At 72.1% G+C, this 25,041-nt stretch carries 25 protein-coding genes and 1 tRNA gene; 15 read left to right on the top strand and 11 right to left on the bottom strand.

Translation table 11 applies throughout. The annotated features are described in order from the left end of the window. Window positions 1–58: 58 nt before the first annotated feature. Window positions 59–652, top strand: a complete 594-nt coding sequence (locus BLT82_RS21510) for a TetR/AcrR family transcriptional regulator (protein WP_093657292.1) — start codon at window positions 59–61, stop codon at window positions 650–652. A 147-nt stretch (window positions 653–799) separates the two neighbouring features. Here BLT82_RS21510 and BLT82_RS21505 read toward each other — a convergent pair whose 3' ends face one another. Both BLT82_RS21505 and BLT82_RS21500 read right to left on the bottom strand, forming a co-directional pair. Then, window positions 800–2,014: an acyl-CoA dehydrogenase family protein gene (locus BLT82_RS21505; RefSeq protein ID WP_093657290.1), complete on the bottom strand. Its 1,215-nt coding sequence runs from the start codon at window positions 2,012–2,014 to the stop codon at window positions 800–802. Between the two features lie 6 nt (window positions 2,015–2,020). Further along, window positions 2,021–3,043, bottom strand: a complete 1,023-nt coding sequence (locus BLT82_RS21500; RefSeq protein WP_093657286.1) for a phosphotransferase family protein — start codon at window positions 3,041–3,043, stop codon at window positions 2,021–2,023. A 144-nt stretch (window positions 3,044–3,187) separates the two neighbouring features. Between BLT82_RS21500 and BLT82_RS21495 the strand changes: the two genes are divergently transcribed. Continuing rightward, window positions 3,188–4,477 carry an enolase C-terminal domain-like protein gene (locus tag BLT82_RS21495; protein ID WP_093657285.1) on the top strand — a complete coding sequence of 430 codons (1,290 nt, stop codon included), beginning with the start codon at window positions 3,188–3,190 and terminating at the stop codon, window positions 4,475–4,477. Window positions 4,478–4,549: 72 nt separating this feature from the next. Here BLT82_RS21495 and BLT82_RS21490 read toward each other — a convergent pair whose 3' ends face one another. Then, entirely contained in the window at window positions 4,550–5,461 is a 912-nt protein-coding gene (locus BLT82_RS21490) for an MBL fold metallo-hydrolase (protein ID WP_093657395.1), read from the bottom strand. Between the two features lie 160 nt (window positions 5,462–5,621). Beyond that, the gene (locus BLT82_RS21485; protein ID WP_093657283.1) at window positions 5,622–5,918 is read right to left on the bottom strand and encodes a hypothetical protein; all 297 of its coding nucleotides are present in this window, start codon (window positions 5,916–5,918) and stop codon (window positions 5,622–5,624) included. Between the two features lie 181 nt (window positions 5,919–6,099). Between BLT82_RS21485 and BLT82_RS21480 the strand changes: the two genes are divergently transcribed. After that, a complete protein-coding gene (locus BLT82_RS21480; RefSeq protein WP_093657281.1) occupies window positions 6,100–7,038 on the top strand; it encodes an NADP-dependent oxidoreductase in 939 nt (312 codons plus the stop codon). Between the two features lie 48 nt (window positions 7,039–7,086). Here the strand turns inward: BLT82_RS21480 and BLT82_RS21475 are convergent, their stop codons facing one another. The 3 genes from BLT82_RS21475 to BLT82_RS21465 form a co-directional block, all read right to left on the bottom strand. After that, a complete protein-coding gene (locus tag BLT82_RS21475) occupies window positions 7,087–7,404 on the bottom strand; it encodes a DUF202 domain-containing protein (RefSeq protein ID WP_093657279.1) in 318 nt (105 codons plus the stop codon). Next, a complete protein-coding gene (locus tag BLT82_RS21470; protein WP_093657277.1) occupies window positions 7,401–7,790 on the bottom strand; it encodes a YidH family protein in 390 nt (129 codons plus the stop codon). Before BLT82_RS21470 ends, BLT82_RS21475 begins: the two co-directional genes overlap by 4 nt. 93 nt (window positions 7,791–7,883) lie before the next feature. After that, on the bottom strand, window positions 7,884–8,444 hold the full coding sequence (locus BLT82_RS21465; protein WP_093657275.1) for an NUDIX hydrolase: 561 nt from the start codon (window positions 8,442–8,444) through the stop codon (window positions 7,884–7,886). Window positions 8,445–8,658: 214 nt separating this feature from the next. Between BLT82_RS21465 and BLT82_RS21460 the strand changes: the two genes are divergently transcribed. The 5 genes from BLT82_RS21460 to BLT82_RS21440 all read left to right on the top strand — a co-directional run bounded on the left by BLT82_RS21460 (window position 8,659) and on the right by BLT82_RS21440 (window position 14,619). Beyond that, complete coding sequence (locus BLT82_RS21460; protein WP_093657273.1) at window positions 8,659–10,314, top strand: FAD-binding dehydrogenase; 1,656 nt, start codon at window positions 8,659–8,661, stop codon at window positions 10,312–10,314. 254 nt (window positions 10,315–10,568) lie between these two features. Beyond that, window positions 10,569–11,525: a hypothetical protein gene (locus tag BLT82_RS21455; protein WP_093657271.1), complete on the top strand. Its 957-nt coding sequence runs from the start codon at window positions 10,569–10,571 to the stop codon at window positions 11,523–11,525. Between the two features lie 30 nt (window positions 11,526–11,555). Continuing rightward, window positions 11,556–13,121 carry an APC family permease gene (locus BLT82_RS21450; protein WP_093657269.1) on the top strand — a complete coding sequence of 522 codons (1,566 nt, stop codon included), beginning with the start codon at window positions 11,556–11,558 and terminating at the stop codon, window positions 13,119–13,121. Window positions 13,122–13,184: 63 nt separating this feature from the next. Further along, window positions 13,185–14,012 (top strand): molybdopterin-dependent oxidoreductase, encoded by an 828-nt coding sequence (locus tag BLT82_RS21445; RefSeq protein WP_404204793.1) that lies wholly within the window; start codon window positions 13,185–13,187, stop codon window positions 14,010–14,012. After that, on the top strand, window positions 13,954–14,619 hold the full coding sequence (locus BLT82_RS21440; RefSeq protein ID WP_093657267.1) for a cytochrome b/b6 domain-containing protein: 666 nt from the start codon (window positions 13,954–13,956) through the stop codon (window positions 14,617–14,619). Before BLT82_RS21445 ends, BLT82_RS21440 begins: the two co-directional genes overlap by 59 nt. Before the next feature lie 6 nt (window positions 14,620–14,625). Here the strand turns inward: BLT82_RS21440 and BLT82_RS21435 are convergent, their stop codons facing one another. Both BLT82_RS21435 and BLT82_RS21430 read right to left on the bottom strand, forming a co-directional pair. Then, entirely contained in the window at window positions 14,626–16,023 is a 1,398-nt protein-coding gene (locus tag BLT82_RS21435; RefSeq protein WP_093657265.1) for a GntP family permease, read from the bottom strand. A gap of 9 nt (window positions 16,024–16,032) precedes the next feature. After that, entirely contained in the window at window positions 16,033–16,542 is a 510-nt protein-coding gene (locus BLT82_RS21430; RefSeq protein WP_093657263.1) for a gluconokinase, read from the bottom strand. Between the two features lie 152 nt (window positions 16,543–16,694). On the opposite strand from BLT82_RS21430, the gene BLT82_RS21425 reads away from it, so the two are divergent. The 4 genes from BLT82_RS21425 to BLT82_RS21410 all read left to right on the top strand — a co-directional run bounded on the left by BLT82_RS21425 (window position 16,695) and on the right by BLT82_RS21410 (window position 21,010). Continuing rightward, window positions 16,695–17,396 (top strand): FadR/GntR family transcriptional regulator, encoded by a 702-nt coding sequence (locus BLT82_RS21425; RefSeq protein ID WP_093657261.1) that lies wholly within the window; start codon window positions 16,695–16,697, stop codon window positions 17,394–17,396. A gap of 242 nt (window positions 17,397–17,638) precedes the next feature. Further along, window positions 17,639–19,102: an amino acid permease gene (locus BLT82_RS21420; RefSeq protein WP_093657259.1), complete on the top strand. Its 1,464-nt coding sequence runs from the start codon at window positions 17,639–17,641 to the stop codon at window positions 19,100–19,102. Between the two features lie 196 nt (window positions 19,103–19,298). Beyond that, the gene (locus BLT82_RS21415; RefSeq protein WP_093657257.1) at window positions 19,299–20,384 is read left to right on the top strand and encodes an S-(hydroxymethyl)mycothiol dehydrogenase; all 1,086 of its coding nucleotides are present in this window, start codon (window positions 19,299–19,301) and stop codon (window positions 20,382–20,384) included. Further along, window positions 20,381–21,010 carry an MBL fold metallo-hydrolase gene (locus BLT82_RS21410; protein WP_093657255.1) on the top strand — a complete coding sequence of 210 codons (630 nt, stop codon included), beginning with the start codon at window positions 20,381–20,383 and terminating at the stop codon, window positions 21,008–21,010. Before BLT82_RS21415 ends, BLT82_RS21410 begins: the two co-directional genes overlap by 4 nt. Here the strand turns inward: BLT82_RS21410 and BLT82_RS21405 are convergent. Both BLT82_RS21405 and BLT82_RS21400 read right to left on the bottom strand, forming a co-directional pair. After that, on the bottom strand, window positions 20,983–21,927 hold the full coding sequence (locus BLT82_RS21405; RefSeq protein ID WP_244292061.1) for an RluA family pseudouridine synthase: 945 nt from the start codon (window positions 21,925–21,927) through the stop codon (window positions 20,983–20,985). The genes BLT82_RS21410 and BLT82_RS21405 overlap by 28 nt on opposite strands. A gap of 82 nt (window positions 21,928–22,009) precedes the next feature. After that, a tRNA-Leu gene (locus BLT82_RS21400) sits at window positions 22,010–22,097 on the bottom strand. A gap of 210 nt (window positions 22,098–22,307) precedes the next feature. Here BLT82_RS21400 and BLT82_RS21395 point away from each other — a divergent pair. From BLT82_RS21395 to BLT82_RS21385, 3 genes are all read left to right on the top strand, one after another. Continuing rightward, window positions 22,308–23,633 (top strand): M20/M25/M40 family metallo-hydrolase, encoded by a 1,326-nt coding sequence (locus tag BLT82_RS21395; RefSeq protein ID WP_093657251.1) that lies wholly within the window; start codon window positions 22,308–22,310, stop codon window positions 23,631–23,633. 227 nt (window positions 23,634–23,860) lie between these two features. After that, entirely contained in the window at window positions 23,861–24,094 is a 234-nt protein-coding gene (gene chpH, locus BLT82_RS21390; RefSeq protein ID WP_093657249.1) for a chaplin ChpH, read from the top strand. A gap of 138 nt (window positions 24,095–24,232) precedes the next feature. Then, entirely contained in the window at window positions 24,233–24,976 is a 744-nt protein-coding gene (locus BLT82_RS21385; RefSeq protein ID WP_093657247.1) for a chaplin, read from the top strand. Window positions 24,977–25,041 lie beyond the last annotated feature (65 nt).

Genomic DNA, 25,041 nt, shown 5'->3' with positions numbered 1-25,041 from the left:
CCGCGCCCCGGCCACGCGGGCGCGCGGCAGACGACGACCGGAAAGGCGGGTGGCGGCAATGGCCAGGACGACGGACGGGAACGGCACCCCCGTCCCCCAGAGGCTGCTGGCCGCCGCCACCCGGCTCTTCGCCGAGCAGGGTTACGACCGTACGTCCGTCCAGGAGATCGTCGAGGCGGCGGGCGTCACCAAGGGCGCCCTCTACCACTACTTCGGTTCCAAGGAGGACCTCCTCCAGGAGGTCTACTCCCGGGTGCTAAGACTCCAGCAGGAACGCCTCGACGCCTTCGCTGAGGCGGACGCCCCCGTCGACGAGCGGCTGCGCTCGGCCGCCGCCGACGTCGTCGTCACCACCATCGAGAACCTCGACGACGCCTCGATCTTCTTCCGCTCGATGCACCATCTCAGCCCGGAGAAGAACAAGCAGGTCCGCTCCGAGCGCCGGCGCTACCACGAGCGGTTCCGTGCGCTCATCGAAGAGGGGCAGCAGAGCGGGGTGTTCTCCGACGCGACCCCGGCCGACCTCGTGGTGGACTACCACTTCGGCTCCGTGCACCACCTGTCCACCTGGTACCGCCCGGACGGCCCGCTCAGCCCGCAGCAGGTCGCCGACCACCTCGCCGACCTGCTGCTCAGGGCACTGCGTCCGTGACGCCCACGGGTCCGTGATCCGACCTGCGTCCCCTGCGTCCGCCCCGCACGAGATCTGCGGGCCCGGAGCGGCGCCGGGAACGGGAGGGCCGCTCGGGGCGCCGGAGGGCCGGAGCCCTCCGGCGGTCACGGCACCAGGTGCCCCGGCCTACAGGTACTTCTTCAGCTCGCGCCGGGCCAGCGACCGCTGGTGCACCTCGTCCGGGCCGTCCGCCAGCTTCAGCGTCCGTGCCGCCGCCCACAGCTCGGCCAGCGGGAAGTCCTGGCTCACTCCGCCCGCGCCGTGCACCTGGACCGCCTTGTCCAGGATGTCCACGACGGCACGCGGTGTGGCGATCTTGATCGCCTGGATCTCCGTGTGGGCACCGCGGTTGCCGACCGTGTCCATCAGCCACGCGGTCTTCAGCACCAGCAGCCGCAACTGCTCGACCGTCACCCGCGCGTCGGCGATCCAGTTCTGGACGACGCCCTGCTGGGCGATCGCCTTGCCGAAGGCCGTACGGGACACGGCCCGCCGGCACATCAGCTCGATCGCCCGCTCGGCCATGCCGATCAGCCGCATGCAGTGGTGGATGCGGCCCGGGCCGAGACGCGCCTGGGCGATCGCGAAACCGCCGCCCTCCTCGCCGACCAGATTCGACACCGGCACCCGGACGTCGTCGAACACGACCTCGGCGTGGCCGCCGTGGGAGTGGTCCTCGAAGCCGTACACCCGCATCGCCCGGCGCACCTCCACACCCGGGGTGTCGCGCGGGACGAGGATCATCGACTGCTGGCGCCGGATGTCCGCGCCCTCCGGGTCGGTCTTGCCCATCACGATGAAGATCCGGCAGTCGGGGTTCATCGCCCCGGAGATGTACCACTTGCGCCCGTTGACGACGTACTCGTCGCCCCGGCGCTCGATCCGCGTCTCGATGTTCGTCGCGTCCGACGACGCCACCTCGGGCTCGGTCATCGCGAATGCCGAGCGGATGTCGGCGGCCAGCAGCGGCTCCAGCCACTGCTTCTTCTGCTCGTCGGTGCCGAACTGGGCCAGCACCTCCATGTTGCCGGTGTCCGGCGCGGCGCAGTTCAGTGCGATCGGGGCCAAGTGGGGGCTGCGGCCGGTGATTTCGGCCAGCGGCGCGTACTGGAGGTTCGTCAGCCCGGCGCCGTGCTCGGAGTCGGGCAGGAAGAGGTTCCACAGGCCCTGCCGGCGGGCCTCCGCCTTGAGCTCGTCCATGATCGCCGGGGTGTCCCACGGCGAGGCGAGTTTGGCCCGCTGCTCCTGCTCGACCGGCTCGGCCGGGTACACGTACTCGTCCATGAAGGCGAGCAGCCGGGCCCGGAGCTCCTCGGTGCGGGCGTCGAATGCGAAGTCCATGGGTGATCAGCCTTCCTGCAGGGTGGTGAGGCCGTGCTCGATGAACAGGGGGACGAGTTCGCCGATCCGGTCGAAGCCGGCGCCGACCGTCCGGCCGAGGGTGTAGCGGTAGTGGATGCCCTCCAGGATCACGGCGAGCTTGAACCAGGCGAACGCCGTGTACCAGGAGACCGCGGAGGTGTCCCGGCCGGACCGCGCCGCGTAGCGTTCGACCAGCTCGGCGGCGTCCGGGTGGCCGGCGGCCCCGGCCGTGGTGCTGATGGGGGAGTCCGGCAGCTCCAGCTTCCGGCTGTACATCACCAGCAGGCCGAGATCGGTGAGCGGGTCGCCGAGGGTGGACATCTCCCAGTCGAGCACGGCCTTGATCCGGTCGTCCTCGCCCACCAGCACGTTGTCGAGCCGGTAGTCGCCGTGGACGACGGCGGGTGCGGGGGAGTGCGGCAGGGCGCGGCCGAGGGACGCGTGGAGCTCGTCGATGCCCGCGAGGTCGCGGCCCCGGGAGGCGGCGAGCTGCTTGCCCCAGCGGCGCAGCTGCCGGTCGAGGAAGCCCTCCGGGCGGCCGAAGTCGCCCAGCCCCACGGCCTCCGGGTCCACGGCGTGCAGGTCGACGAGCGTGTCGACGAGACCGAGGACGGCCTCGCGGGTGCGCTCGGGACCGAGCGGCGCGAGCTGTTCCGCGGTGCGGTACGGAGTGCCTTCGACGAACTCCATGACGTAGAAGGGTGCGCCGAGCACGTCCTCGTCCTCGCAGAGCAGCAGCGGCTCGGGTACGGGGACGGCCGTCGGGTGCAGGGCGCTGATGACCCGGTGCTCGCGCTTCATGTCGTGGGCGGTGGCGAGCACATGGCCGAGCGGCGGCCGGCGGACGATCCACCGGCCGGTGCCGTCGGTGACGTAGTAGGTGAGGTTCGAACGGCCGCCCTGGATCAGCCGGGCCTCGAGCGGTCCGCTCACCAGGCCCGGCCGCTCGCGGTCGAGATGGCCCCGCAGCTTGTCGGGGTCGAGGCCCGGGGGGTGGACTGAGCTCATCGGGGTACCTCCGGTGGGGCGGCAGTTCGGTTGCGCTCATGATGACCGACCAGTCGGTATGTCGTCCAGGGTGGAGCGGCCGGAGGGCGTGAACTCGATCCCCGACCCTGGCCTTCCGGTCGCATCCATGAATGGAGTTCATGTATGGACACCGCGCTGCTCATCGACACGATCCGGCTTACCCCGGTCCTCATGGCCGACCCGCCGCTCCTCAACACCCAGGGCGTCCACCAGCCCTACACGCCGAGGCTCGTTGTCGAGGTGGTCACCCGGTCCGGAGCGAGCGGTGTGGGAGAGACGTACGGGGACGGGAAGTACCTGGAGCTCGCCCGGCCGCTCGCCGAGGCGCTCCCGGGGCGTTCGGTCAGCGACGTGAACGGACTCTTCGCCCTCGCCGACCAGGTGTGCGGCGACTCACGGGCTGCCGACGAACGGGTCGACGCGGGCGGACTGCGCGGGGTCCAGACCGCGGCGAAACTCCGGCTCTCGGTCGTCTCCGCCTTCGAGGTCGCGTGTCTGGACGCGCTCGGCAAGGCGCTCGGACTGCCCGTCCACGCCCTCCTGGGCGGCAAGGTCCGCGACTCCGTCGAGTACAGCGCGTACCTCTTCCACCGCTGGGCCGCCCACCCCGAGGGCGGGGAGAGCGACGACTGGGGCGCCGCGCTCGACCCGGCGGGCGTGGTGGCCCAGGCGCGCCGCTTCGAGCGCGAGCACGGCTTCGGCTCCTTCAAGCTCAAGGGCGGGGTCTTCGAACCGGACCGGGAGATCGCGGCGGTCCTGGCGCTCGCCGAAGCCTTCCCCGGCCGTCCGCTGCGGCTCGATCCGAACGGCGCCTGGTCCGTGGAGACGGCCCTGTACGCGGCGGACCGGCTCGAGGGGGTCCTGGAGTACCTGGAGGACCCGGTGAGCGGCACCGGGCGGATGGCCGAGGTCGCGGCGGGCAGCGGCATCCCGCTGGCGACCAATATGTGCGTGACGACGTTCTCCGAGGTGCCGGAGGCGTTCGCGCGGGACGCGGTGCGGATCGTGCTCTCCGACCACCACTACTGGGGCGGTCTGTACCGGACCCGGGAACTGGCGGCGGTCTGCCGGACGTACGGTGTCGGACTGTCCATGCACTCCAACACGCACCTGGGCGTCAGTCTCGCCGCGATGACCCACGTGGCCGCCACCGTTCCCGGTCTGAAGTACGCCTGCGACAGCCACTACCCCTGGCAGGCCGAGGACGTCATCACGGTGCGCCACACCTTCAGGAACGGCCGGCTGGCCGTCTCCGACGCCCCCGGCCTCGGGGTCGAACTCGACCGCGACCGGCTGGCCGTGCTGCACCGGCGCTGGCTGGAGGACGACGGCTCGATGCGCGACCGCGACGACGCGGCGGCCATGCGCAGGGCGGAACCGGGCTGGCGGACCCCGGCGGTGCCGCGGTGGTGACCGGCGCGGTGGTGACCGGAGCGTGTGACGGGTGGCCGTGACGCGTGGGGCGTGGCGCTGCACCGACCGCCGTCACGCGTGACATGCCACCGGTGTTCCGCCGTTCATCACCGCCATGTCCGCGAACACCGCCGCGATGTCGAGGGGGGAGCCCTCGGGGAGGCCGTCCAGTTCGGCGTAGGCGCGATGGAGGTTGGCCACCAGCCGCTCGCTCTCCCGAAGTGCCGCGAACTCGCCGAGGTCCGCGCCCCGCGCCGCCTCCAGCGGGCTCAGGCCCCTGCCCCGGCCGGCCTCCGCGAGTTCGGCCACGTACAGCAGATAGCGCTCGGTCGCGTCGTACGCCGACGGATCGGTCACCGCCCCGTGGCCGGGCACGACGGTCCCGGCGCCGAGCGAGCGGAGCAGTCCGAGCGCGCGGAGCGAGCCGCTCAGCGAGCCCATCGGGATGAACGGCGTGCCGCCCTGGAAGACCAGGTCGCCGGTGAACACCACGCCGTGCTCCGGGAGATGGACGATCGTGTCATCCAGGGTGTGGGCGACGCCCGGGTGGATCAGCCGTACCTCCGTGCCTCCGGCCCGCAGTGTCAGCCGCTCGCTGTAGGTGGTGTCCGGCGGGGTGATCGTGATGTCGCCGAACTCCGTCCCCGGCCAGACGAGATGCAGCTGGTGCCCCGCCGCGACCGCCTCCGTGCGGCAGGACTCGTGGCCCACGACGGTGGCCCCGGGGGTGAACACCGCGTTGCCGTAGGTGTGGTCGCCGTGGTGGTGCGTGTTCACCAGTGTGCGCGGCAGGGGTGCCCCGGCCGACTGCAGCGTCTCGCGCAGCAGCCGGGCCCGGCGCTCGGTGGCGGCGGTGTCGACGAGGAGCGTGGACTCCCCGTCGCTGACGAATCCGGCGTTGTTCAGGCACCAGCCCCCGTCCGGTTGCACATACGCGTACACGGTGGGGGCGAGTCGAACGGTGTAGGGGGCGGTGGCGGTCAGCTCGACTCCCGGGTCCGTGGCCAACTGGTGCGGCAAGCCTGCCAGTGGGGGCACCCGGGGCGGAAGGCGGCGCCACCGGCCCCGGTGGGCGTCGCCGGCGGCGACCGGTCATCGGGAGCCGCCGGGCCGCCGGGCCGGGGCCCGGCGGGGCCGGGCTGCGTCAGTGGTCGTCCCAGTGCCCGTCGTGGGCCGCGTGGCGGTGTCCGTCGTGGACGTAGTCGACATGGTCGCCGTGCCGGACCGACACGTGTCCGCAGCCCTGGCCGTGCTGGTGGGCGTGGTCGGCGTGGGTGTGGTGCCCACCCGGTTCGCACTCGTCCCAGTGCCCCTGGTGCGACCTGTGCATATGGCCGTCGTGCGCGTAGTCGATGTGGTCGCCGTGCACGATCTCGGTGTGGCCGCAACCCGGGCCGTGGGTGTGCTCGTGGGTGGGGTGTTCCTGGTGGAGAACGGTCATGCTGCTCACCTTCGGAGTCGTTCGGGGAAGCGATGGTCCGGTGACCATCGGGCCGGAACCACGCTAGTCCGGAATGTCGGTTTGTTGCGTTTTCTCCTGTCGTGCCGCGAGTTTCTCCAGCCGGCGCGAGGCGCGGCGCTCCGGCTTGCGGAAGGCTCGGGCGGGCCGGAGTGTCGGACGTATGAAGGCGATCAGCTACCGCCGCTACGGCGGTCCCGAGGTCCTGGAGTACGGCGAGCTCCCGATGCCCAAGGCCGGCCCGGACTCCGTCCTGGTCGAGGTGCGCGCGGCGGCCGTCAACCCGGTCGACTGGAAGTGCCGGGAAGGCCTTCTGGACCCGGTCCTCGACGCCGTCTTCCCGGTCGTGCCGGGCTGGGACGTCTCCGGCGTCGTCGTCAGGCCGGGAGTGTCGGTCCCCGAGTTCTCGGAGGGCGAGGAGGTCATCGGGTACGTCCGCGAGGACTTCCTGTCCCGGGGCACCTTCGCCGAGTACGTGGCGGCGCCGGTCCGCACGCTCGCCCGCAAGCCGCGCAATCTGAGCTTCGAGGAAGCGGCCGGGCTGCCGCTGGCCGGCCTCACCGCCTACCAGGTGATCACGCAGGGGCTGGGCGGCGTGAGTCACGTCGACACGCTCCTGGTCCACGCGGCGGCCGGCGGCGTGGGCTCGATGGCGGTGCAGCTGGCGCGGCACTTCGGCGCCCGGGTGATCGGCACCGGCAGCGCGTCCTCCCACGAGTACCTGCGCGACCTGGGCGCCGAGCCGGTGACGTACGGCGACGGACTGGCCGAGCGCGTACGGGCGCTGGCCCCGGAGGGCGTGAGCGCGGTCTTCGACAGCGTGGGAGGCGAGGCCCTGGCGGTCTCCGCCCGGGTGCTCGCCGAGGGTGGCAGGATCGCCTCCATCGTCGATCACGGGGTGACCGAGCTGGGCGGGCGCTATGTGTTCGTGCGGCCGAACACGGCCGACCTCTACCGGCTGAGCGAACTGGCCGAGGAGGAGGTCGTCTCCGTCCATCTGGCGCGGGTCTTCTCGCTGGAGCGGACGGCCGAGGCGCACCGGCTCAGCCAGGAGGGCCACACCCACGGCAAGATCGTCGTCTCCGTCTCGGACGCCCCCTGACCGGCCGGGGACCCCGTCCCGCGCCCGCCGTCGTCCACCCGCGGCGGTTCACCACACGATCGCGACGGCGAACACGGCGAGCGCGAGCGTGCAGGCGGTCGCCGCCACCGCCTGGCCGAAGGGCATGGCGCCCGGCGGCCGCCGCACGGCCATCGTCCTGATGCGCCGGTGCGCCACCGCGAGGAAGCCGAGCCACACCACGGCGCTCAGTGCGAAGGCGACGACGTCACCCGCCGTCACCGAGCCGTGGCGCACCACCTGCCGGACCGCCAGCACCGCCGCCACGGTGAAGGCCAGCGTCGTACGGCGCCAGGCCAGCCGGGTCCGCTCCGGCTGAAGCCCCGGATCGCGCGTGAGCGCGCTCATCCGCGCCCCGAGGCCACGACCACCACCATCGTGACCGAGACGGCACCCACCACCAGCGCCAGCAGGGAGGGGAAGCGCGACAGCGGCAGGTCCTCGCCGCGCCGCATCGCCAGCTCGCAGCGCACCCAGTGGTGGACCCCCCGGAACGCGCACAGCACGCCCGTCCCGATCAGGGCGAGCGACAGCCCCACCCGGATCCCCCACCGCAGATCGGGCAGGAACTGGTCGACGGCGAATCCCCCCGCGATGAGCGCGAGTGCCGTCCGGATCCAGGCGAGGAACGTCCGCTCGTTGGCGAGGGAGAACCGGTAGTCGGGGGTCTCGCCCTCCTGCTGGATCCGCCGGGGCGCGAACCACAGCCGCAGGCTCCGCACGAAGTCACTCACGCGCCGCACCCTACCCGCGCGGCCAGTCGGCCGCCCCGGCCGGCGAGGCCGCGTCGCGCCCGCGGGCCCCTGAGCGCTCCCGCTCGGCGCTCCTCATCGCTCCCGATCCCGCTCCCGGCGCAGTCGCTCGTAGGCCGCGAGCCCGTCGGGGACCCACTCCCACTCGGTGAGCCGCGCCTCCAGCTCGGACTCGGACAGGAACCGGTGCCAGGCGACCTCCTCGGCCTGCGGTCGCACCGGCAGCTCGCAGCGCACCTCGTAGACCGCCGACCACCAGGTGTGCCAGACCGGCTCCGGTCCGCCCGCGTGCGCCGGGGCGGGAGCCTCGTAGAGGAACTTGAAGAGCGGCACCGGCCGTGGCAGCCCGAAGACCCCGAGCTCCTCCTCGGCCTCGCGCAGCGCCGCGTCGTCGTACGACTCGCCCGCGCCGACGACACCGCCGACGAACATGTCGTACAGGGAAGGGAAGACGAGCTTCGTCGGGGTGCGCCGGTGCACGAACACCCGCCCGCCGGCGTCCCGGGCGAGGACGAACACAGCGCGGTGGCGCAGGCCCCGCGCGTATGCCTCGCCGCGCGGTGCGCGGCCCACGACCTCGTCGTTCTCGTCGACGATGTCCAGGATCTCCTCGGCCGGACGCGAAGGGGTGCTCATGGCGCCATCCAACCACCCGGACCCGCCGGGGGAGCCGGCACGGGGCATCCGCCGAAGCGGCCGGGGCCGGCCCGGGAAGCGGGGGCCGAGGAGGAGCGAGGATCGGCCGCTTTCCCGCGGTGGGAACTGTTGACGAGTTACTGCCGCGTACAGAAGATCGGAGCCACCGCACAGGGTCGCGCCGCCGGGCGCCCGCTCCGAGAGGACACCAACCATGGCGTACGACGCCGATGTCATCGTGATCGGGGCAGGGCTGGCAGGGCTCGTGGCCACCGCCGAGCTCGTCGATGCCGGGCGGAAGGTCATCCTGCTCGACCAGGAGCCGGAGCAGTCGATCGGCGGGCAGGCCCACTGGTCGTTCGGCGGGCTGTTCCTCGTCGACTCGCCCGAGCAGCGCCGGATGCGCATCAGGGACAGCCACGACCTGGCGCTCCAGGACTGGCTCGGCACGGCCGGGTTCGACCGCGGCGAGGACCACTGGCCGCGCCGCTGGGCGGAGGCGTACGTCGACTTCGCCGCCGGGGAGAAGCGGCCCTGGCTGCACGCCCGGGGCGTGCGGTTCTTCCCGGTCGTCGGCTGGGCCGAGCGCGGTGGTTACGACGCAGGCGGACACGGCAACTCGGTGCCCCGGTTCCACATCACGTGGGGAACCGGGCCCGGCATCGTCGAGCCCTTCGAGCGCCGGGTGCGGGAGGGCGTCGCCCGCGGGCTGGTCGAACTCCGCTTCCGCCACCGGGTGACCGGGCTGGGCCGCACCTCGGGCACGCTCGACACGGTCACCGGCGAGATCCTGGAGCCGTCCGCGGCGGAACGGGGCGAGGCGAGCAGCCGCGTGGCCACCGGCTCCTTCGAACTCCGCGCCCAGGCCGTCGTCGTCACCTCCGGCGGCATCGGCGGCAACCACGACCTCGTACGCGCCCAGTGGCCCGAGCGGCTCGGCACCCCGCCCGAGAAGCTGCTCTCCGGCGTCCCCGCCCACGTCGACGGGCTGATGCTCGGCATCGCCGAGTCGGCCGGCGCCAGCAACATCAACCGCGACCGCATGTGGCACTACACCGAGGGCATCGAGAACTGGAACCCCATCTGGGCCCGGCACGGCATCCGCATCCTGCCGGGGCCGTCCTCGCTCTGGCTGGACGCGCGCGGACGGCGGCTGCCGGTACCGCTGTTCCCCGGCTTCGACACGCTCGGGACGCTGGAGCACATCACGCGGTCCGGCCACGACCACACCTGGTTCGTACTCAACCAGCGCATCATCGGCAAGGAGTTCGCGCTCTCGGGCTCCGAGCAGAACCCCGACCTCACGGGCCGCTCCGTCCGCGGCGTCATCGGCCGGGCACGCGCCGAAGTGCCCGGCCCGGTCAAGGCCTTCATGGACAGCGGGGCGGACTTCGTCGTCGAGCGGGACCTCACGGCGCTGGTGCGCGGAATGAACGCACTCACCAAGGAATCCCTCATCGACGAGGCCGGGCTGCGCCGCGAGATCGTCGCCCGCGACCGCGAGATGGCCAACCCCTTCACCAAGGACCTCCAGGTCACCGCCATCCGGGGCGCCCGCAAGTACCTCGGCGACAAGCTGATCCGCACCGCGTCCCCGCACCGCATCCTCGACCCCGCGGCCGGCCCGCTCATCGCCGTACGGCTCAACATCCTCACCCGGAAGTCGCTCGGCGGCCTGGAGACCGACCTCTCGTCCCGGGTCCTCACCGGCAGCGGAGAACCGCTGCCGGGGCTGTACGCGGCGGGTGAGGCGGCCGGGTTCGGCGGCGGCGGGGTCCACGGCTACCGCTCCCTCGAGGGCACCTTCCTCGGCGGCTGCATCTTCTCGGGGCGCGCTGCGGGCCGGGCGGCGGCGAAGGCGGTGTCCTGACCGGCCGGTGCGGGCGTGGCGCGGGTGGGACATGACGGATGGTCAGCATGCCTTCCGGAAAGGAAGTCGGGGGAATCGCCGCAGGCCGGCGGCCCTGGCCGGCCCGCCCGCGCGCCGGTCGGGCCGACCGGCCCGAATGGCGCGGATGGGCAGCACGGGCGTTGCGGGGGGACCGGCCTTGACGGGGAGCCTTCCCTACCGCTTTGCTGAGCGCGATCATTCGCTCACAGCCTGATGTGAAAGTAGCAACGCGGATGCCCCCACCTCCGCCTCCGCTCGGCCGCCGCCGTCGCGCCGGGCGATCCGGTCAGTCCTTCGACCCCGCGCTCGACGACAGCGAACTCCTGGCTGCGCGCGGCCAGTTGACCCAGGGAAGGTGGAGCGCCGCACGCTCGCTGCTCACGGCGACCGGTGACGACTGGGACCGCCGGGGCCACCGGCTCGTCGTCCTCGGCGAGCCGCCGTCGAGCGCCGCCTGGGCGCGCGACTGGCTGCTCACGGAGCCCGACAGCGCCGACGCCGCCGCGCTGCTCGCCTGCGCCGAGGTCAGGGCCGCCCTGCGCGGCAAGGAGCGTCCGGAGTCCGCCAGGGCCGCCTGCCTGGTGGCCGCGGGGCTCGCGCCCCACGATCCGACCCCGTGGCTCGCCCAGTTGCTCCTGGCCCGCACTCTGGGCACCGAGGAGGAGGTCGTCCGCCTCTTCGACGAGGTACGGGTCCGTCACCCCGAGCACCACCATGCCCACCACCTGATGGCCGCCCGGCTCGCCGAACGCCACGCCGCCGCCGGCCAGGACCCGCTCCACGAGGTGTACGACTTCGCGTCATGGGCGGCCGAACAGGCCCCGGCCGACTCGCCGCTCGCCGTCCTGCCCGTCGTCGCGCACGCCGAGCGGTACCGGGTGCTCGCCGCGGCCGGCAGCGAACCCGCCGACCCGGCCGCCTCCGGCCACTGGACCGGCCGGCGGGCCCGCCAGGTGATGAAGGCCGCCTTCGACTGGTGGCTGGAGTGGGAGGGCGAGGACCACCCGCGCAACCGCCTCGACCTCAACTTCCTCGCCCACGCCAAGTACTGCGAGGGCCGTTCCGCCGAGGCCGCCGCCCTGTTCCACCGCATCGGGCCGCACGCCACCCCAGACCCCTGGTCCTACCCGGACCGGGACCCGCACCACGCCTTCCAGGCCGCGCGCGACGCCGCGCTCGGCTCCGCCTGAACCACCCATCCCCGAAGGGACCGCCCCGCCATGCCGCCGGCCAGTTCGAGCACCAGCACGAGCGCCACCAGCACGAGCGATATCAACACCTACAAAGGCCAGGAACGGGCGCTGCGCGCCGACCGGCTCGGGACCGCGGGCCTGCTCCTCTCGGTCCTCGCCGCCAGCGCACCGCTGATGGTCGTGGCCGGGGTCATGCCCACCGTCTACGGCGTGATGGGCATCGTCGGACAGCCCCTGCTGTACGTCGTCCTCGGTGTCGTCCTGATGCTGTTCAGCGTCGGCTACGCCGAGATGAGCCGCCACGTCCACAACGCCGGTGCCTTCTACGCCTACATAGCCCGCGGTCTCGGCCCCACCTCGGGCGCCGGGGCCGCGCTCGTCGCCCTCGTCGCGTACAGCGCGATGCAGGTCGGCATCTACGGCATCCTCGGCTTCGAGGTCTCGGGGCTGCTCGCCGCCCACCTCGACCTGACCGTCGCCTGGTGGGTCCCCGCGCTCGCCGCCGCCGCCGCCGTCGCCGTGCTGGGCTGGCTGAAGATCGACCTCAACGCCAAGGTGCTCGGTGTCCTCCTCGTGGTCGAGTGCGCCCTCGTCGTCGTCTTCGACGTCGCCGCCGTCACCGACCCCGGCCCCGAGGGCCTCTCCCTGAGCGCCTTCGACCCCGGCACCCTCACCGGCGCGGGCCTCGGCACCGCCCTGTGCTTCTGCATCGCCGCGTTCGTCGGCTTCGAGCAGTCCCCGGTGTACGCGGAGGAGACCAGCCGCCCCCAGGTCGTCGTCTCGCGCGTGATGTTCCTCGCCGTGGGCTACGCCGCGCTGTTCCTCGCCCTCAGCGCTTGGGCGCTCACCGTCGCCACCGGTCCCGGCGCGGTCACCCGCGAGGCGGCCGAGCAGGGCCCGGGGCTGCTGTTCTCGCTCACCGGCAGCCGGCTCGGCGCCACCTTCACCGACGTGCTGCACGTCCTTTTCGTGACCGGCATGTTCGCGGCGCTGCTCAGTTTCCACAACGTCGTCGCCCGGTACGCGTTCGCCATGGGCCGGGAGGGCCTGCTGCCCGCCGGCTTCGGCCGGACGAACCGTACGAGCGGCGCCCCCGCCACCGGCTCGGTGCTCCAGTCCGTCGTCTCCGTCGCGGTGATCGTGACCTTCGCCGCCACCGACGCCATGCCCGCAGGTGATCCGACCACGCCGGTGCTGCGCCTGTTCACCTGGATGGGCAACATCGGGGCCCTCGGGGTCATCCTGCTGATGGCGGCGGCCTCCTTCGCGGTGATCGCCTTCTTCGTACGCCGCGGCGCGGCCGGCCCGCAGGCCTGGCGGCTCGTCTGCTCCGGCCTCGCGGGACTCGCGCTGCTCGCGATCGCCGTCTACACGGTGAAGGACTTCGACGTCCTGATCGGCGCCGGTCCCGGCTCCTCGCTGAGCTGGATCCTGCCCGGCATCATCGGCGCCTCCCTGGCCGGCGGGCTGGTCTACGGCCTGGTCCTGAAGTCCGTACGGCCCGAAGTGCACGCCCGGATCGGGCTCGGCAACGAGGCCTTCCGGCTGGAGCAGGCCGCGGGGACGGAACCCGCGCCCGCCGCCCAGGTGTGACGGAATTCTGACGGACATCCGCGGCCCCTGGATCCTGGGGGCCGCGGGTGCTCGAATCGAAGGGTGAACGAAACCACCCAGCCCCCGGGTCCGGCGCCGTCCGACCCGCCGCCGCCGGATCCGGGCACGCCCTCCGGCCCGGGCGCCTCGGGGGACCCGGCCCGGCCGCCGTCATCGGACCCCGACTCGGAGGGCACGCCCGTAGGGCGGCGCACGGTTCTCGCGGTGCTCGGCCTCGGCGCCGCCGGTGTCGCCGCCGCGCCCTGGCTCCAGCGCGGTCTCGAAGCCTTCCTCGGGTCGGTCGCCGACAAGGACCCGACCAAGCTCACCGGACTGCTGCCCAACGGCGGCGGCTTCCGCTACTACTCGGTCGCCGCGTCCGTGCCCCGGAGGACCCCCGCCGACTACCGGCTCACCGTGGACGGACTGGTCGAGCGGCCCACCGAGTTCACCCTCGGCGCCCTGCGCAGGCTGCCGCAGACCCGCCTCGTGCGCGACGTCCAGTGCGTGACGGGCTGGCGCGTCCCCGACACCCCGTTCGAGGGCGTCCGGCTGGCGGACCTGCTGGACGCCGTGGGCGTACGGCCGGAGGCCCGCGCGGTCCGCTTCACCTGCTTCGACGGCGTGTACAGCGAGAGCCTGACGCTCGACCAGGCCCGCCGTTCCGACGTCCTGGTCTGTCTGCGGATGCGGGACGAACCGCTCTCCCACGCGCACGGCGGCCCGGTGCGGCTGTACGTGGCGCCCATGTACTTCTACAAGTCCGCGAAATGGCTCTCCGGGATCTCCCTGACCCGTGACGTGCGCCCCGGGTACTGGGAGGAGCGAGGCTATGACATCGACGCCTGGGTCGGCCGGTCGAACGGCCGCGACGACGCCCCCACCGTCTGAACCCCCGCACCGTGTACGGAGGTTCAGCCCGGCCGAACGCCTGGTGCACCGCGCCACCGCGGCACTGATGCTGCTGTGCGTCGCGACGGCCGCGTGCCTGTACGTGCCGGGCCTCGCCGAACTCGTGGGCCGCCGCGGGCTCGTGGTGACCCTGCACGAGTGGTCGGGGCTGCTCCTCCCGGTGCCGTTCCTGCTGGGCCTGGCCTCCCGCGCGTTCCGGAGGGACCTGCGGCGGCTGAACCGCTTCGGGCCGCACGACCGCACCTGGCTGCGGTCCGCGCTCCGCCGCCGGCACGGCCCCGGCCGGCGCCCGGCAGGGAAGTTCAACGCCGGCCAGAAGCTGTACGCCGCGTGGATCGCGGGCGCGGTGCTGGTGATGCTCGGCACGGGGCTGCTGATGTGGTTCACGCATCTCGCCCCGCTGGTCTGGCGCAACGGCGCGACGTTCGTGCACGACTGGCTGGCGCTCACCATCGGCGTCGTACTGGCCGGCCACATCGCGAAGGCGCTCGCCGACCCGGAGGCACGCCGCGGCATGCGCACCGGGTCGGTCGAGCGCCCTTGGGCCCGCCGGGAGCACCCGCTGTGGGACCCCGACCGGGACTGACCGTCGCTACAGCACGAGGGACAGCAGCAGCACGAAGACGATGCCGACCACCGAGATGATGGTCTCCATCACCGACCAGGTCTTCACCGTCTGGCCGACGTTCATCCCGAAGTACTCCTTCACCAGCCAGAATCCGGCGTCGTTGACATGGCTGAAGAAGAGCGAGCCGGCGCCGATGGCGAGCACGAGCAGAGCCGCCTCCGCGGTGCCCATGTCCGCGGCGAGCGGGGCGACGAGACCGGCCGCGGAGATCGTCGCCACGGTCGCGGAGCCCGTCGCCAGACGGATCGCCACCGCGATCAGCCAGGCCAGCAGCAGCGTCGGGATGGCCCAGTTCTTCGAGAAGTCCAGGATCATCTGGCCGACGCCGATGTCGATCAGCGTCGTCTTGAAACCACCGCCCGCGCCGACGATGAGCAGCACGCCGGCGATCGGGGCGAGCGACTTCTCGACGGTGGTGCCGATCCGCTCCTTGGAGAAACCGGCGGCGCGGCCCAGCGTGAACATGCCGACGATCACGGCGGTGAGCAGGGCGATCAGCGGGGAGCCGATGACGGCGGTGACCCGCTGGAGGGGGTTCTCGGGGTCGTCGACGACGATCTCCACCAGCGCGTGGGTCATCATCAGGACGACCGGCAGCAGCACGGTGGAGACCGTGGCCCCGAAGCTCGGACGCTTCTCCAGGTCCTCGGTCGCCCGCTGCGGGATCATGCCCTCGGGCGCCTCGATGTCCACCCAGCGGGCCGCGTACTTGGAGAACAGCGGACCGGCGATGACGACGGTGGGTATCGCGACGACGAGGCCGAGGGCCAGGGTGACGCCCAGGTTGGCGCCGATCGCGTCGATCGCCACGAGCGGGCCGGGGTGGGGCGGGATGAGGCCGTGCATCACGGAGAGCCCGGCGAGGGCCGGGATGCCGATCCGCATCAGCGAGTAGTTGCCGCGCTTGGCGACCATCAGCACGACGGGGATCAGCAGGACGATGCCGACCTCGAAGAAGAGGGGCAGGCCGATGATCGAGGCGATCAGGACCATCGCCCACGGCATCGCCCGGCCGCCGGCCTTCGCGAGGATCGTGTCGACGATCTCGTCGGCGCCGCCGGAGTCGGCGAGCAGTTTGCCGAGGATCGCGCCCAGCGCGATCAGTACGCCGACACCGGCGACGGTGGTGCCCAGTCCGGTGGTGAACGACACGATCGTCTTGCCCAGCGGGGCACCGGCGAGGGCGCCGAGCGCCAGTGAGCCGATCGTCAGCGCCAGAAAGGCGTGCAGTTTGAACCGGGTGATGAGCACGACGATGACGGCGATGCCGGCGAGTACGGCTATGCCGAGCTGTGCGTCGCCCGCCGAGGTGATCGGTTCGGCGGCGTCCGCTGCCAGCATCTCGACGCTGAGACGGGTCACGGTGATTCCTCAGTCCTCGAGCCGGCGCAGCGCGGCGACGGCCCGCTCGGTGATTTCCTGGGGGGAGCCGGAGACGTCGACGGCGACGCCGGCCTCGTCGTCCTGCAGCGGCTGCAGGGTGGCGAACTGCGAGTCGAGCAGCGCGGTGGGCATGAAGTGTCCCTTGCGCTCGGTCATCCGGCGCTCGATCAGCGCACGGTCGCCGGTCAGGTGGAGGAACTCGACGTCCGGTGCGGCGGCCCGCAGCCGGTCGCGGTAGATCCGCTTGAGCGCGGAGCAGCTGACGACTCCGCCGAGACCGGCCCTGCCGTGTGCCCAGCGGCCGATGGCGTCCAGCCAGGGCGCGCGGTCGGCGTCGTCCAGCGGGATGCCGGCGGACATCTTGGCGATGTTGTCCGCGGGATGGAAGTCGTCGCCCTCGGCGTAGGGAACGCCCAGTGCCTCGGCGATCAGGGGACCGATGGTGGTCTTGCCGGTCCCTGCCACGCCCATCACCACAACCACGTGGGGGGTGCTCATAGGTGCCTCGCTGTCCTCGTCGACATCGGCCCGGACGTCGGTCGGACGCCGGGCCGTGCGCTACTGAAACCTATTAGGTACGACTTATTCAAGAGCCTGAGACATAAACGTCATACTTTTTCTTCACGAGTGGTGCCCCGTACCCTTGGCCCATGACCACAGAGGGCCACGGGCTGCACACACGCGTTCTGGACAGCCTCGGCCTGGCGATCACCGCGGGCGAGTACCCGCCCGCGAGCGTGTTGCGCACCGACGAGGTGGCCCAGCGCTTCGACGTCTCGCGCACCGTGGTCCGTGAAGTGGTCCGGGTGTTGGAGTCGATGCACCTCGTCGAGTCCCGGCGCCGCGTCGGGGTCACCGTCCGGCCGGCCGACGAGTGGAACGTCTACGACCCGCGCGTCATCCGCTGGCGGCTCGCCGGCGCCGACCGGCCCCGCCAGCTGCGCTCCCTGACCGTGCTCCGCTCCGCGATCGAGCCGGTCGCCGCCGGGCTCGCCGCCCGCAACGCCACGGCCGACCAGTGCGCAGCGCTCACCGAGTGCGCCCTCGGCATGGTCGCCACCTCCCGCGGCCGTCAACTGGAGGGCTACCTCAAGCACGACATCGCCTTCCACCGCATCGTGCTCAGCGCCTCCGGCAACGAGATGTTCGCCCGCCTCGGCGACGTCGTGGCCGAGGTGCTCACGGGACGCACCCACCACCAGGTGATGTTCGAGGACCCGGACCCGGCCGCCGTCACCCTCCACGTCCAGGTCGCCGAAGCCGTTCGCGAAGGCGACGCGGAGCGTGCCGAGCGACTGACCCGGGAGATCACCGTCGGGGCCCTCCAGGAGCTGGACGTCCTCGCCCCCTGAGGGAGCCACCACTCGCTGGTGCGCCGCATGACCTTGCTTCACCTTGTCGAAACCTCTGAAATACCTCAGATATGTGTCTGAGTGAGGTTCGCCACTGCCAAAATCCCAGGGTTGCCCTGACCATGTGGTGTCGGGCCGTCTGCGCCCGCCCTGCCTCGCCGCGGTGACCCACCTCCGCACCGCAGGAAGGCCGCCGGAGCGATTCCGGTACCGCACACCCCCTCACGAAGGCGAACACCTACATGAGTGACCGCACCATGACTGCGGCCGATACGCCTGTCGCCGGAACCCCGGCCACCGGCACCCCCCACGTGGACGCCGGAGACGCCGGGTACCGCAAGGACCTCAAGTCGCGGCACATCAACATGATCGCCATCGGCGGCGCCATCGGTACGGGCCTCTTCCTCGGAGCGGGCGGCCGGATGGCCAGCGCCGGCCCGTCGCTCTTCATCGCGTACGCCCTCTGCGGCATCTTCGCGTTCTTCGTCGTCCGCGCGCTCGGCGAACTGGTCCTCTACCGGCCCTCCTCCGGCGCCTTCGTCTCCTACGCCCGTGAGTTCATGGGCGAGAAGGGCGCCTTCACCGCGGGCTGGCTGTACTTCCTGAACTGGTCGACCACCGCCATCGCGGACATCACCGCGGCCGCGGTCTTCGCCCACTACTGGTCGGCGTTCAGCGACGTCCCGCAGTGGGTGCTCGCGCTGATCGCCCTCGCCGTGGTCCTCACCGCCAACCTGATCTCGGTGAAGTACTTCGGCGAGATGGAGTTCTGGTTCGCGATCATCAAGGTCGGCGCGCTGGTGCTCTTCATGCTGATCGGCATCTTCCTCGTCGTCACGCAGCACGAGGTCGGCGGCCACACGCCGGGCCTGTCCACCATCACGGACAACGGCGGCATCTTCCCGAGCGGCGTCATGCCGATGCTGCTGCTCATCCAGGGCGTTGTTTTCGCCTACGCCTCCGTCGAGCTGTGCGGCGTCGCCGCCGGTGAGACCGAGAACCCCGAGAAGATCATGCCGAAGGCGATCAACTCGATCATGTGGCGCGTCGCCCTGTTCTACGTCGGCTCCGTGGTGCTGCTCTCCCTGCTGCTGCCGTACACGGCCTTCACCGGCGACCAGAGCCCCTTCGTCACCGTCTTCAACAAGCTCGGCATCCCCGGCGCCGCGAGCATCATGAACCTCGTGGTGCTCACCGCCGCGCTCTCCAGCCTGAACTCCGGCCTCTACTCCACCGGCCGGATCCTGCGCTCGATGTCGATCTCGGGCTCCGCGCCGAAGTTCACCGGCGTGATGAACAAGGGCGGCGTCCCCTACGGCGGCATCCTGCTCACCGCGGGCTTCGGCATCGTCGGCGTCTTCCTGAACTACGTGATGCCGGGTGACGCCTTCGAGCTGGTGCTGAACTTCGCCTCGATCGGCATCATCGGCACCTGGGGCATGATCATGGTCTGCTCGCTGCTGTTCGTGAACCGCGCCAGGGAAGGCCGCCTCACCCGGCCGGCATACCGGCTGCCCTGGGCCCCGTGGACGCAGATCGTCACGCTGGTCTTCCTCGCCTCCGTCCTCGTCCTGATGTGGATGGACGGCGGGATCAGCCGCACCACCGTCAACTGCCTGCCGCTGATCGCACTCGCCCTCGTCGGGGGCTGGTTCACGGTCCGCAACCGGGTCCGGCGGATCGCCGCCGAGCGCCAGGGCGTCTGACACCTCCGGCCGCCGCATCGCACCACCCGGACGAGGCCCCCGCCGCAACCGGCGGGGGCCTCGCCGTGCCCGGAGCCCTGGCTTCGGGCGCTTCGGGCCCGCGGACGCGTTTTCGGCGCCCGGCTCGCACGGACCAACCCCCGCGCACGTCATAGTGGGTGACGACGTCACTGCGCGACGAAGGGCAGGTCCAGCAATGCCGCAGCAGGTGCAAGGTGTGGTCGCACCCGGGAAGAACGAACCGGTGCGGGTCGAGACGATCGTCGTCCCCGACCCGGGACCCGGGGAAGCCGTGGTGAAGGTACAGGCCTGCGGGGTCTGCCACACCGATCTGCACTACAAGCAGGGCGGGATCAACGACGACTTCCCGTTCCTCCTCGGGCACGAGGCGGCCGGAGTCGTCGAGTCGGTCGGCGACGGCGTGACCGAGGTCGAACCGGGCGACTACGTGATCCTCAACTGGCGTGCCGTGTGCGGCCACTGCCGCGCCTGCCGGCGCGGACGCCCCTGGTACTGCTTCGACACCCACAACGCCCGGCAGAAGATGACCCTCACGGACGGCACCGAACTGTCGCCCGCCCTGGGCATCGGCGCGTTCGCCGAGAAGACCCTCGTCGCGGCCGGCCAGTGCACCAAGGTCGACCCGGAGATCTCCCCGGCCGCCGCGGGGTTGCTCGGTTGCGGTGTGATGGCTGGCATCGGCGCCGCCGTCAACACCGGCCAGGTGGGCCGCGGGGACTCCGTGGCCGTCATCGGCTGCGGCGGTGTCGGTGACGGGGCCGTCGTCGGCGCGCGGCTGGCCGGAGCCACCACGATCATCGCCGTGGACGTCGACGACCGGAAGCTCGAGACCGCGAGGACGATGGGCGCCACCCACACCGTCAACTCCCGCACCGGCGACCCCGTGGAGGCCATCCGCGGGCTCACGGACGGCTTCGGCGCCGACGTCGTGATCGACGCCGTCGGCCGGCCCGAGACGTACCGGCAGGCGTTCTACGCCCGCGACCTCGCCGGCACCGTCGTGCTCGTCGGCGTCCCCACCCCCGACATGAAGCTGGACCTGCCGCTCCTCGACGTCTTCGGCCGGGGCGGCGCGCTCAAGTCCTCCTGGTACGGGGACTGCCTGCCCTCCCGCGACTTCCCCACGCTCGTCGATCTGCATCTCCAGGGCCGGATCGACCTCGACGCGTTCGTCACGGAGACCATCGGACTCGGCGACGTGGAGAAGGCCTTCGCCCGCATGCACGCCGGCGACGTGCTGCGCTCGGTGGTGGTCCTGTGACCGCCCGCGTCGACCACCTGGTCACCTCCGGCACCTTCTCCCTCGACGGCGGCACGTGGGAGGTCGACAACAACGTCTGGATCGTCGGTGACGACGAGGAGGCGATCGTCGTCGACGCGGCCCACGACGCCGACGCGATCCTCGCCGCCCTCGGCGGTCGCGCACTGCGCGCCATCGTCTGCACCCACGCGCACAACGACCACATCGACGCCGCTCCGGCGCTCGCCGAGGCCACCGGCGCGCCCGTCCTGCTGCACCCGGACGACCTTCCCCTGTGGAAGCAGACCCACCCCGGCCGGGCCCCCGACGGGGAACTCGCCGACGGGCAGACCCTGACCGTCGCCGGGACCCGGCTGACCGTCCTGCACACCCCGGGCCACGCCCCCGGCGCGGTCTGCCTCCACGCGCCCGAACTGGTCACCGTCCTCACCGGCGACACCCTCTTCCAGGGCGGGCCGGGAGCGACCGGCCGGTCGTTCTCCGACTTCCCGACGATCGTCGACTCGATCCGGGAACGGCTGCTCACGCTCCCCCCGGAGACACTGGTCCGGCCCGGTCACGGCGAGACGACCACGATCGGCGTCGAGGCGCCGCACCTTCAGGAGTGGATCGACCGCGGCCACTGAGCGAGCCGCCTGCGGCTGGTGAACCGGCACGGCTCCCCGGTGACGGGGTCGGTGAACTCCAGTGCCCGTGCGAGCAGTTGCAGCGGACGGGAGAGGTCCTCCGGCCCCTCGGGGAGCACGGCGGGATAGAGCGGGTCGTTCAGGATCGGCAGCCCCAGGCCGTTCATGTGCACCCGGAGCTGATGGGTGCGGCCGGTGGCCGGCAGCAGCCGGTACCGGCCGAGCCCGCCGCGCCGCTCCAGCAGCTCGATCCGGCTCTCGCTGTTCGGCTCGCCCGGAACCTCCCGGGCCGCGGGCACCCCGCGCTCCTTCTCGATGCGGCTGCGCACGGTCACGGGCAGGGAGAACTCCGGGTCGTACGGAGCCACCGCCTCGTACTCCTTGCGCACCCGGCGGTTGCGGAACAGCGACTGGTAGGCGCCCCGGTCCTGCGGCCGTACGACGAACAGCACGAGCCCCGCGGTGAGCCTGTCCAGCCGGTGTGCCGGCTGGAGCCCCGGCAGTCCCAGATCGCGCCGCAGCCGTGCCAGCGCGGTCTCCGTGATGTGGCTGCCGCGCGGCGTGGTCGCCAGGAAGTGCGGTTTGTCCGCGACCACCAGCCGCTCGTCGCGGTGGACGATCCCGATCCCGAACGGCACGGGCGCCTCGGGTGCGAAGTCGCGGTGGAACCACACGTACCGCCCGGCGGCGTACGGCTCGTCCGGGGCGACGGGGCCGTCCGTGCCGACGAACCGTCCGTCCCGCAGCATGGCGTCCACCCGCTCGGCGCCCACCGCCCCCGCGAACCGGTGGACGAGATGGTCCCGCACGGTGGGCCAGGCCCCGGCCGGGTCCTCGGGCAGCCGCAGCCGCACCGGGTCGATCCCGTCCCGCTGGGGCAGCGGAGCCACCGGCGCCGCCCGTCGTCTGCGTCCCACAGCTTCCGCACCTCGTCCCCGTACCGACCGGGGCGCCTTCCCGGCACAAACAAAAAACCCCAGCTCAGCTGGGGTTCCCTGGTGGTGTCCGAGGGGGGACTTGAACCCCCACGCCCGATAAAGGGCACTAGCACCTCAAGCTAGCGCGTCTGCCATTCCGCCACCCGGACAAGGTGTCTGTCTCCCGGCCCTGGGCCGTTCCGACGTGGAAAACCATAGCAAACATTCGGGGGTGCTCGATCACGCCCCCGGCCCGGGCGCCCGGCCCTCGCAGGCCCGCCGTCCGTGGCGGGCGTGTGTCGGCGGGCAGCCGCCCTTGGGGTGCGGCTCCGGGCGGGGGAGGATGTGGGGGACCACCAGCGACAGCGGGAGGAAACAGCGTGAGCGAGACGGACACCGCCCGGAAGGTCTCCGGCGAGGACGAGGTCGTCGACCTCTGTCGCGATCTGATCCGGATCGACACCAGCAACTACGGCGATCACTCGGGGCCGGGCGAGCGGGCGGCCGCCGAGTACGTGGCGGAGAAGCTCGCCGAGGTCGGCCTGGAGCCCAGGATCATCGAGTCGCACCAGGGCAGGGCCTCCACCGTGGCCCGGATCGAGGGGGAGGACCCCTCCCGCCCGGCACTCCTCATCCACGGCCACACCGACGTCGTCCCGGCCAACGCCGACGACTGGACCCACCACCCCTTCTCCGGCGAGATCGCCGACGGCTGCGTCTGGGGCCGGGGCGCGGTGGACATGAAGGACATGGACGCGATGACCCTCGCCGTCGTACGGGACCGGCTGCGCAGCGGCCGCAGGCCTCCGCGCGACGTGGTGCTGGCGTTCCTCGCGGACGAGGAGGCGGGCGGCACGTACGGCGCCCGGTACCTCGTCGACAAGCACCCCGACCTCTTCGAGGGCGTCACCGAGGCCATCGGCGAGGTCGGCGGCTTCTCCTTCACCGTCAACGAGAACCTGCGGCTCTACCTCGTCGAGACGGCCCAGAAGGGCATGCACTGGATGCGGCTCACGGTCGAGGGCACCGCCGGGCACGGGTCCATGACGAACCACGACAACGCCATCACCGAGCTCTGCGAGGCCGTCGGCCGGCTCGGCCGCCACACCTGGCCGGTGCGGGTGACCAAGACCGTGCGGTCCTTCCTGGACGAGCTCTCGGACGCGCTGGGCACCCCGCTCGACCCCGAGGACATGGAGGCGACCCTCGCCAAGCTCGGCGGCATCGCCAAGATGGTCGGGGCCACGCTCCGCAACTCCGCCGCGCCCACCATGCTCGGCGCCGGCTACAAGGTGAACGTCATCCCCGGACAGGCGACCGCGCACGTGGACGGGCGCTTCCTGCCCGGCTACGAGGAGGAGTTCCTCGCCGACCTCGACCGGCTCCTCGGCCCCCGGGTCCGCCGCGAGGACGTCCACGCCGACAAGGCGCTGGAGACGAGCTTCGACGGCGACCTCGTGGACGCGATGCAGTCCGCGCTCCGCGCCGAGGACCCGATCGCCCGGGCCGTGCCGTACATGCTCTCCGGCGGGACCGACGCCAAGTCCTTCGACGACCTCGGGATCCGCTGCTTCGGTTTCGCGCCGCTGAAGCTGCCGCCGGAGCTGGACTTCGCGGGGATGTTCCACGGCGTGGACGAGCGCGTTCCGGTGGACGGCCTGAAGTTCGGCGTACGGGTGCTGGACCGCTTCCTCGACGCGAGCTGAGCCGCCGCCACCCAGGTCAGGGCCCCGCCGTGGTGCGGGGCCCTGGTGCGTCCGTCGGGGGGCGGAAGGCGGGCTTACCATGCAGAAACGAAACGCCAACATTCGTCCGCGCGTGCGTATTTGACTGAAAAGAGTGAATGGGCTCATACGCTAGTAGCCCCATTAGCCCCTCCTCGTTACAGGTGTGCGGTCCGCAGTTGGGATCGCATTGCCAACTAGGAGGAATAATGATCAAGAAGGTCGTCGCTGCTGCGGCTGCCACGGGTGGCCTGGTTCTCGCGGGTGCGGGCATGGCCGTCGCCGACTCGGGTGCCCAGGGTGCCGCCGTGAACTCCCCCGGCGTGCTTTCGGGCAACGTCGTGCAGGTGCCCGTCCACGTGCCGGTGAACGTCTGCGGCAACACGATCTCCGTGATCGGTCTGCTGAACCCGGCCTTCGGCAACGTCTGCGTCAACGACTGACGTTGCGTCTTGCCCCTGTGAGGGATTGACCCGGCGGCCCCGGAGTGCACGCCGTGCACTCCGGGGCCCGTCCGCATTCACCCCGCTCCCGGGCACGGCGCCCGGGGCAGTCCGGAAGTCAGAAGGCAGGAACCAGCTATGCGACAGGTCACGCGAAAGGGCCTGATCACCGTGGCGGCCGCGGGCGGCGTGCTCGTCCTCGGCGGCGGCTACGCACACGCGCACGGCGGGGCGGGGGCCCACGGCGGCGCCTCCGACTCCCCGGGCGTGCTCTCCGGGAACACGGTCCAGGTGCCGGTCCACGTCCCGGTCAACGTCTGCGGCAACACCGTCAACGTCATCGGCGCACTGAACCCGGCGTTCGGCAACGACTGCGCCAACACCTCGGAGGAGGGCGACGACGGCGCCCACGCCGAGGGCAGCACCTCCGACTCTCCCGGCGTCGGCTCCGGGAACACGGTCCAGGTGCCCGTCCACGTGCCCGTGAACGCCTGCGGCAACAGCGTGACGATCGGCGGCCTCGGCAACGGCGCCCTCGGCAACGAGTGCGGCAACGGGGACGACGGCGACAACCCCGGGGAGCCGGGAGAGCCCGGGGAGCCGGGAGAGCCCGGTGAACCGGGTGAGCCGAATGAGCCCGGCGAGCCCGGTGAACCCGGAGAGCCGGGGGAGCCCGGGGAGCCCGTCCAGCCCGGCGAGCCGGGTTCGCCGGTCGAGCCCACCACCCCGAACACGCCGGGTACCAACACGGTCACGCCGCCCAGGGCCACCGAGGAGCTCGCCCGGACCGGCGCCGGCTCGCTCGGCCTCGGCGCCTCCGCGGCCGCCGGCCTGCTGCTCGGCGGAGCCGTCCTCTACCGCAAGGCCCGTGCCTCCGCGTGAGGACGCGATGACACAACGGAGCGGGCCCGCAACCGCGGGCCCGCTCCGTCCTTCGTGCAGCAGGC

The sequence above is a fragment of the Streptomyces wuyuanensis genome (genome assembly GCF_900103455.1).
GTDB classification, from domain to species: domain Bacteria; phylum Actinomycetota; class Actinomycetes; order Streptomycetales; family Streptomycetaceae; genus Streptomyces; species Streptomyces wuyuanensis.
Note: the sequence above shows the minus strand (reverse complement) of the source record. Positions and strands in the feature narration are given on the sequence as shown.

Coding starts and splice junctions, on each gene's coding strand:
- BLT82_RS21385 (WP_093657247.1), top strand. CDS start 24,233: ATGCGACAGGTCACGCGAAAGGGCCTGATCACCGTGGCGGCCGCGGGC.
- chpH (WP_093657249.1), top strand. CDS start 23,861: ATGATCAAGAAGGTCGTCGCTGCTGCGGCTGCCACGGGTGGCCTGGTT.
- BLT82_RS21440 (WP_093657267.1), top strand. CDS start 13,954: ATGACATCGACGCCTGGGTCGGCCGGTCGAACGGCCGCGACGACGCCC.
- BLT82_RS21420 (WP_093657259.1), top strand. CDS start 17,639: ATGAGTGACCGCACCATGACTGCGGCCGATACGCCTGTCGCCGGAACC.
- BLT82_RS21415 (WP_093657257.1), top strand. CDS start 19,299: ATGCCGCAGCAGGTGCAAGGTGTGGTCGCACCCGGGAAGAACGAACCG.
- BLT82_RS21450 (WP_093657269.1), top strand. CDS start 11,556: ATGCCGCCGGCCAGTTCGAGCACCAGCACGAGCGCCACCAGCACGAGC.
- BLT82_RS21465 (WP_093657275.1), bottom strand. CDS start 8,444: ATGAGCACCCCTTCGCGTCCGGCCGAGGAGATCCTGGACATCGTCGAC.
- BLT82_RS21460 (WP_093657273.1), top strand. CDS start 8,659: ATGGCGTACGACGCCGATGTCATCGTGATCGGGGCAGGGCTGGCAGGG.
- BLT82_RS21430 (WP_093657263.1), bottom strand. CDS start 16,542: ATGAGCACCCCCCACGTGGTTGTGGTGATGGGCGTGGCAGGGACCGGC.
- BLT82_RS21455 (WP_093657271.1), top strand. CDS start 10,569: ATGCCCCCACCTCCGCCTCCGCTCGGCCGCCGCCGTCGCGCCGGGCGA.
- BLT82_RS21505 (WP_093657290.1), bottom strand. CDS start 2,014: ATGGACTTCGCATTCGACGCCCGCACCGAGGAGCTCCGGGCCCGGCTG.
- BLT82_RS21485 (WP_093657283.1), bottom strand. CDS start 5,918: ATGACCGTTCTCCACCAGGAACACCCCACCCACGAGCACACCCACGGC.
- BLT82_RS21475 (WP_093657279.1), bottom strand. CDS start 7,404: ATGAGCGCGCTCACGCGCGATCCGGGGCTTCAGCCGGAGCGGACCCGG.
- BLT82_RS21480 (WP_093657281.1), top strand. CDS start 6,100: ATGAAGGCGATCAGCTACCGCCGCTACGGCGGTCCCGAGGTCCTGGAG.
- BLT82_RS21500 (WP_093657286.1), bottom strand. CDS start 3,043: ATGAGCTCAGTCCACCCCCCGGGCCTCGACCCCGACAAGCTGCGGGGC.
- BLT82_RS21510 (WP_093657292.1), top strand. CDS start 59: ATGGCCAGGACGACGGACGGGAACGGCACCCCCGTCCCCCAGAGGCTG.
- BLT82_RS21495 (WP_093657285.1), top strand. CDS start 3,188: ATGGACACCGCGCTGCTCATCGACACGATCCGGCTTACCCCGGTCCTC.
- BLT82_RS21425 (WP_093657261.1), top strand. CDS start 16,695: ATGACCACAGAGGGCCACGGGCTGCACACACGCGTTCTGGACAGCCTC.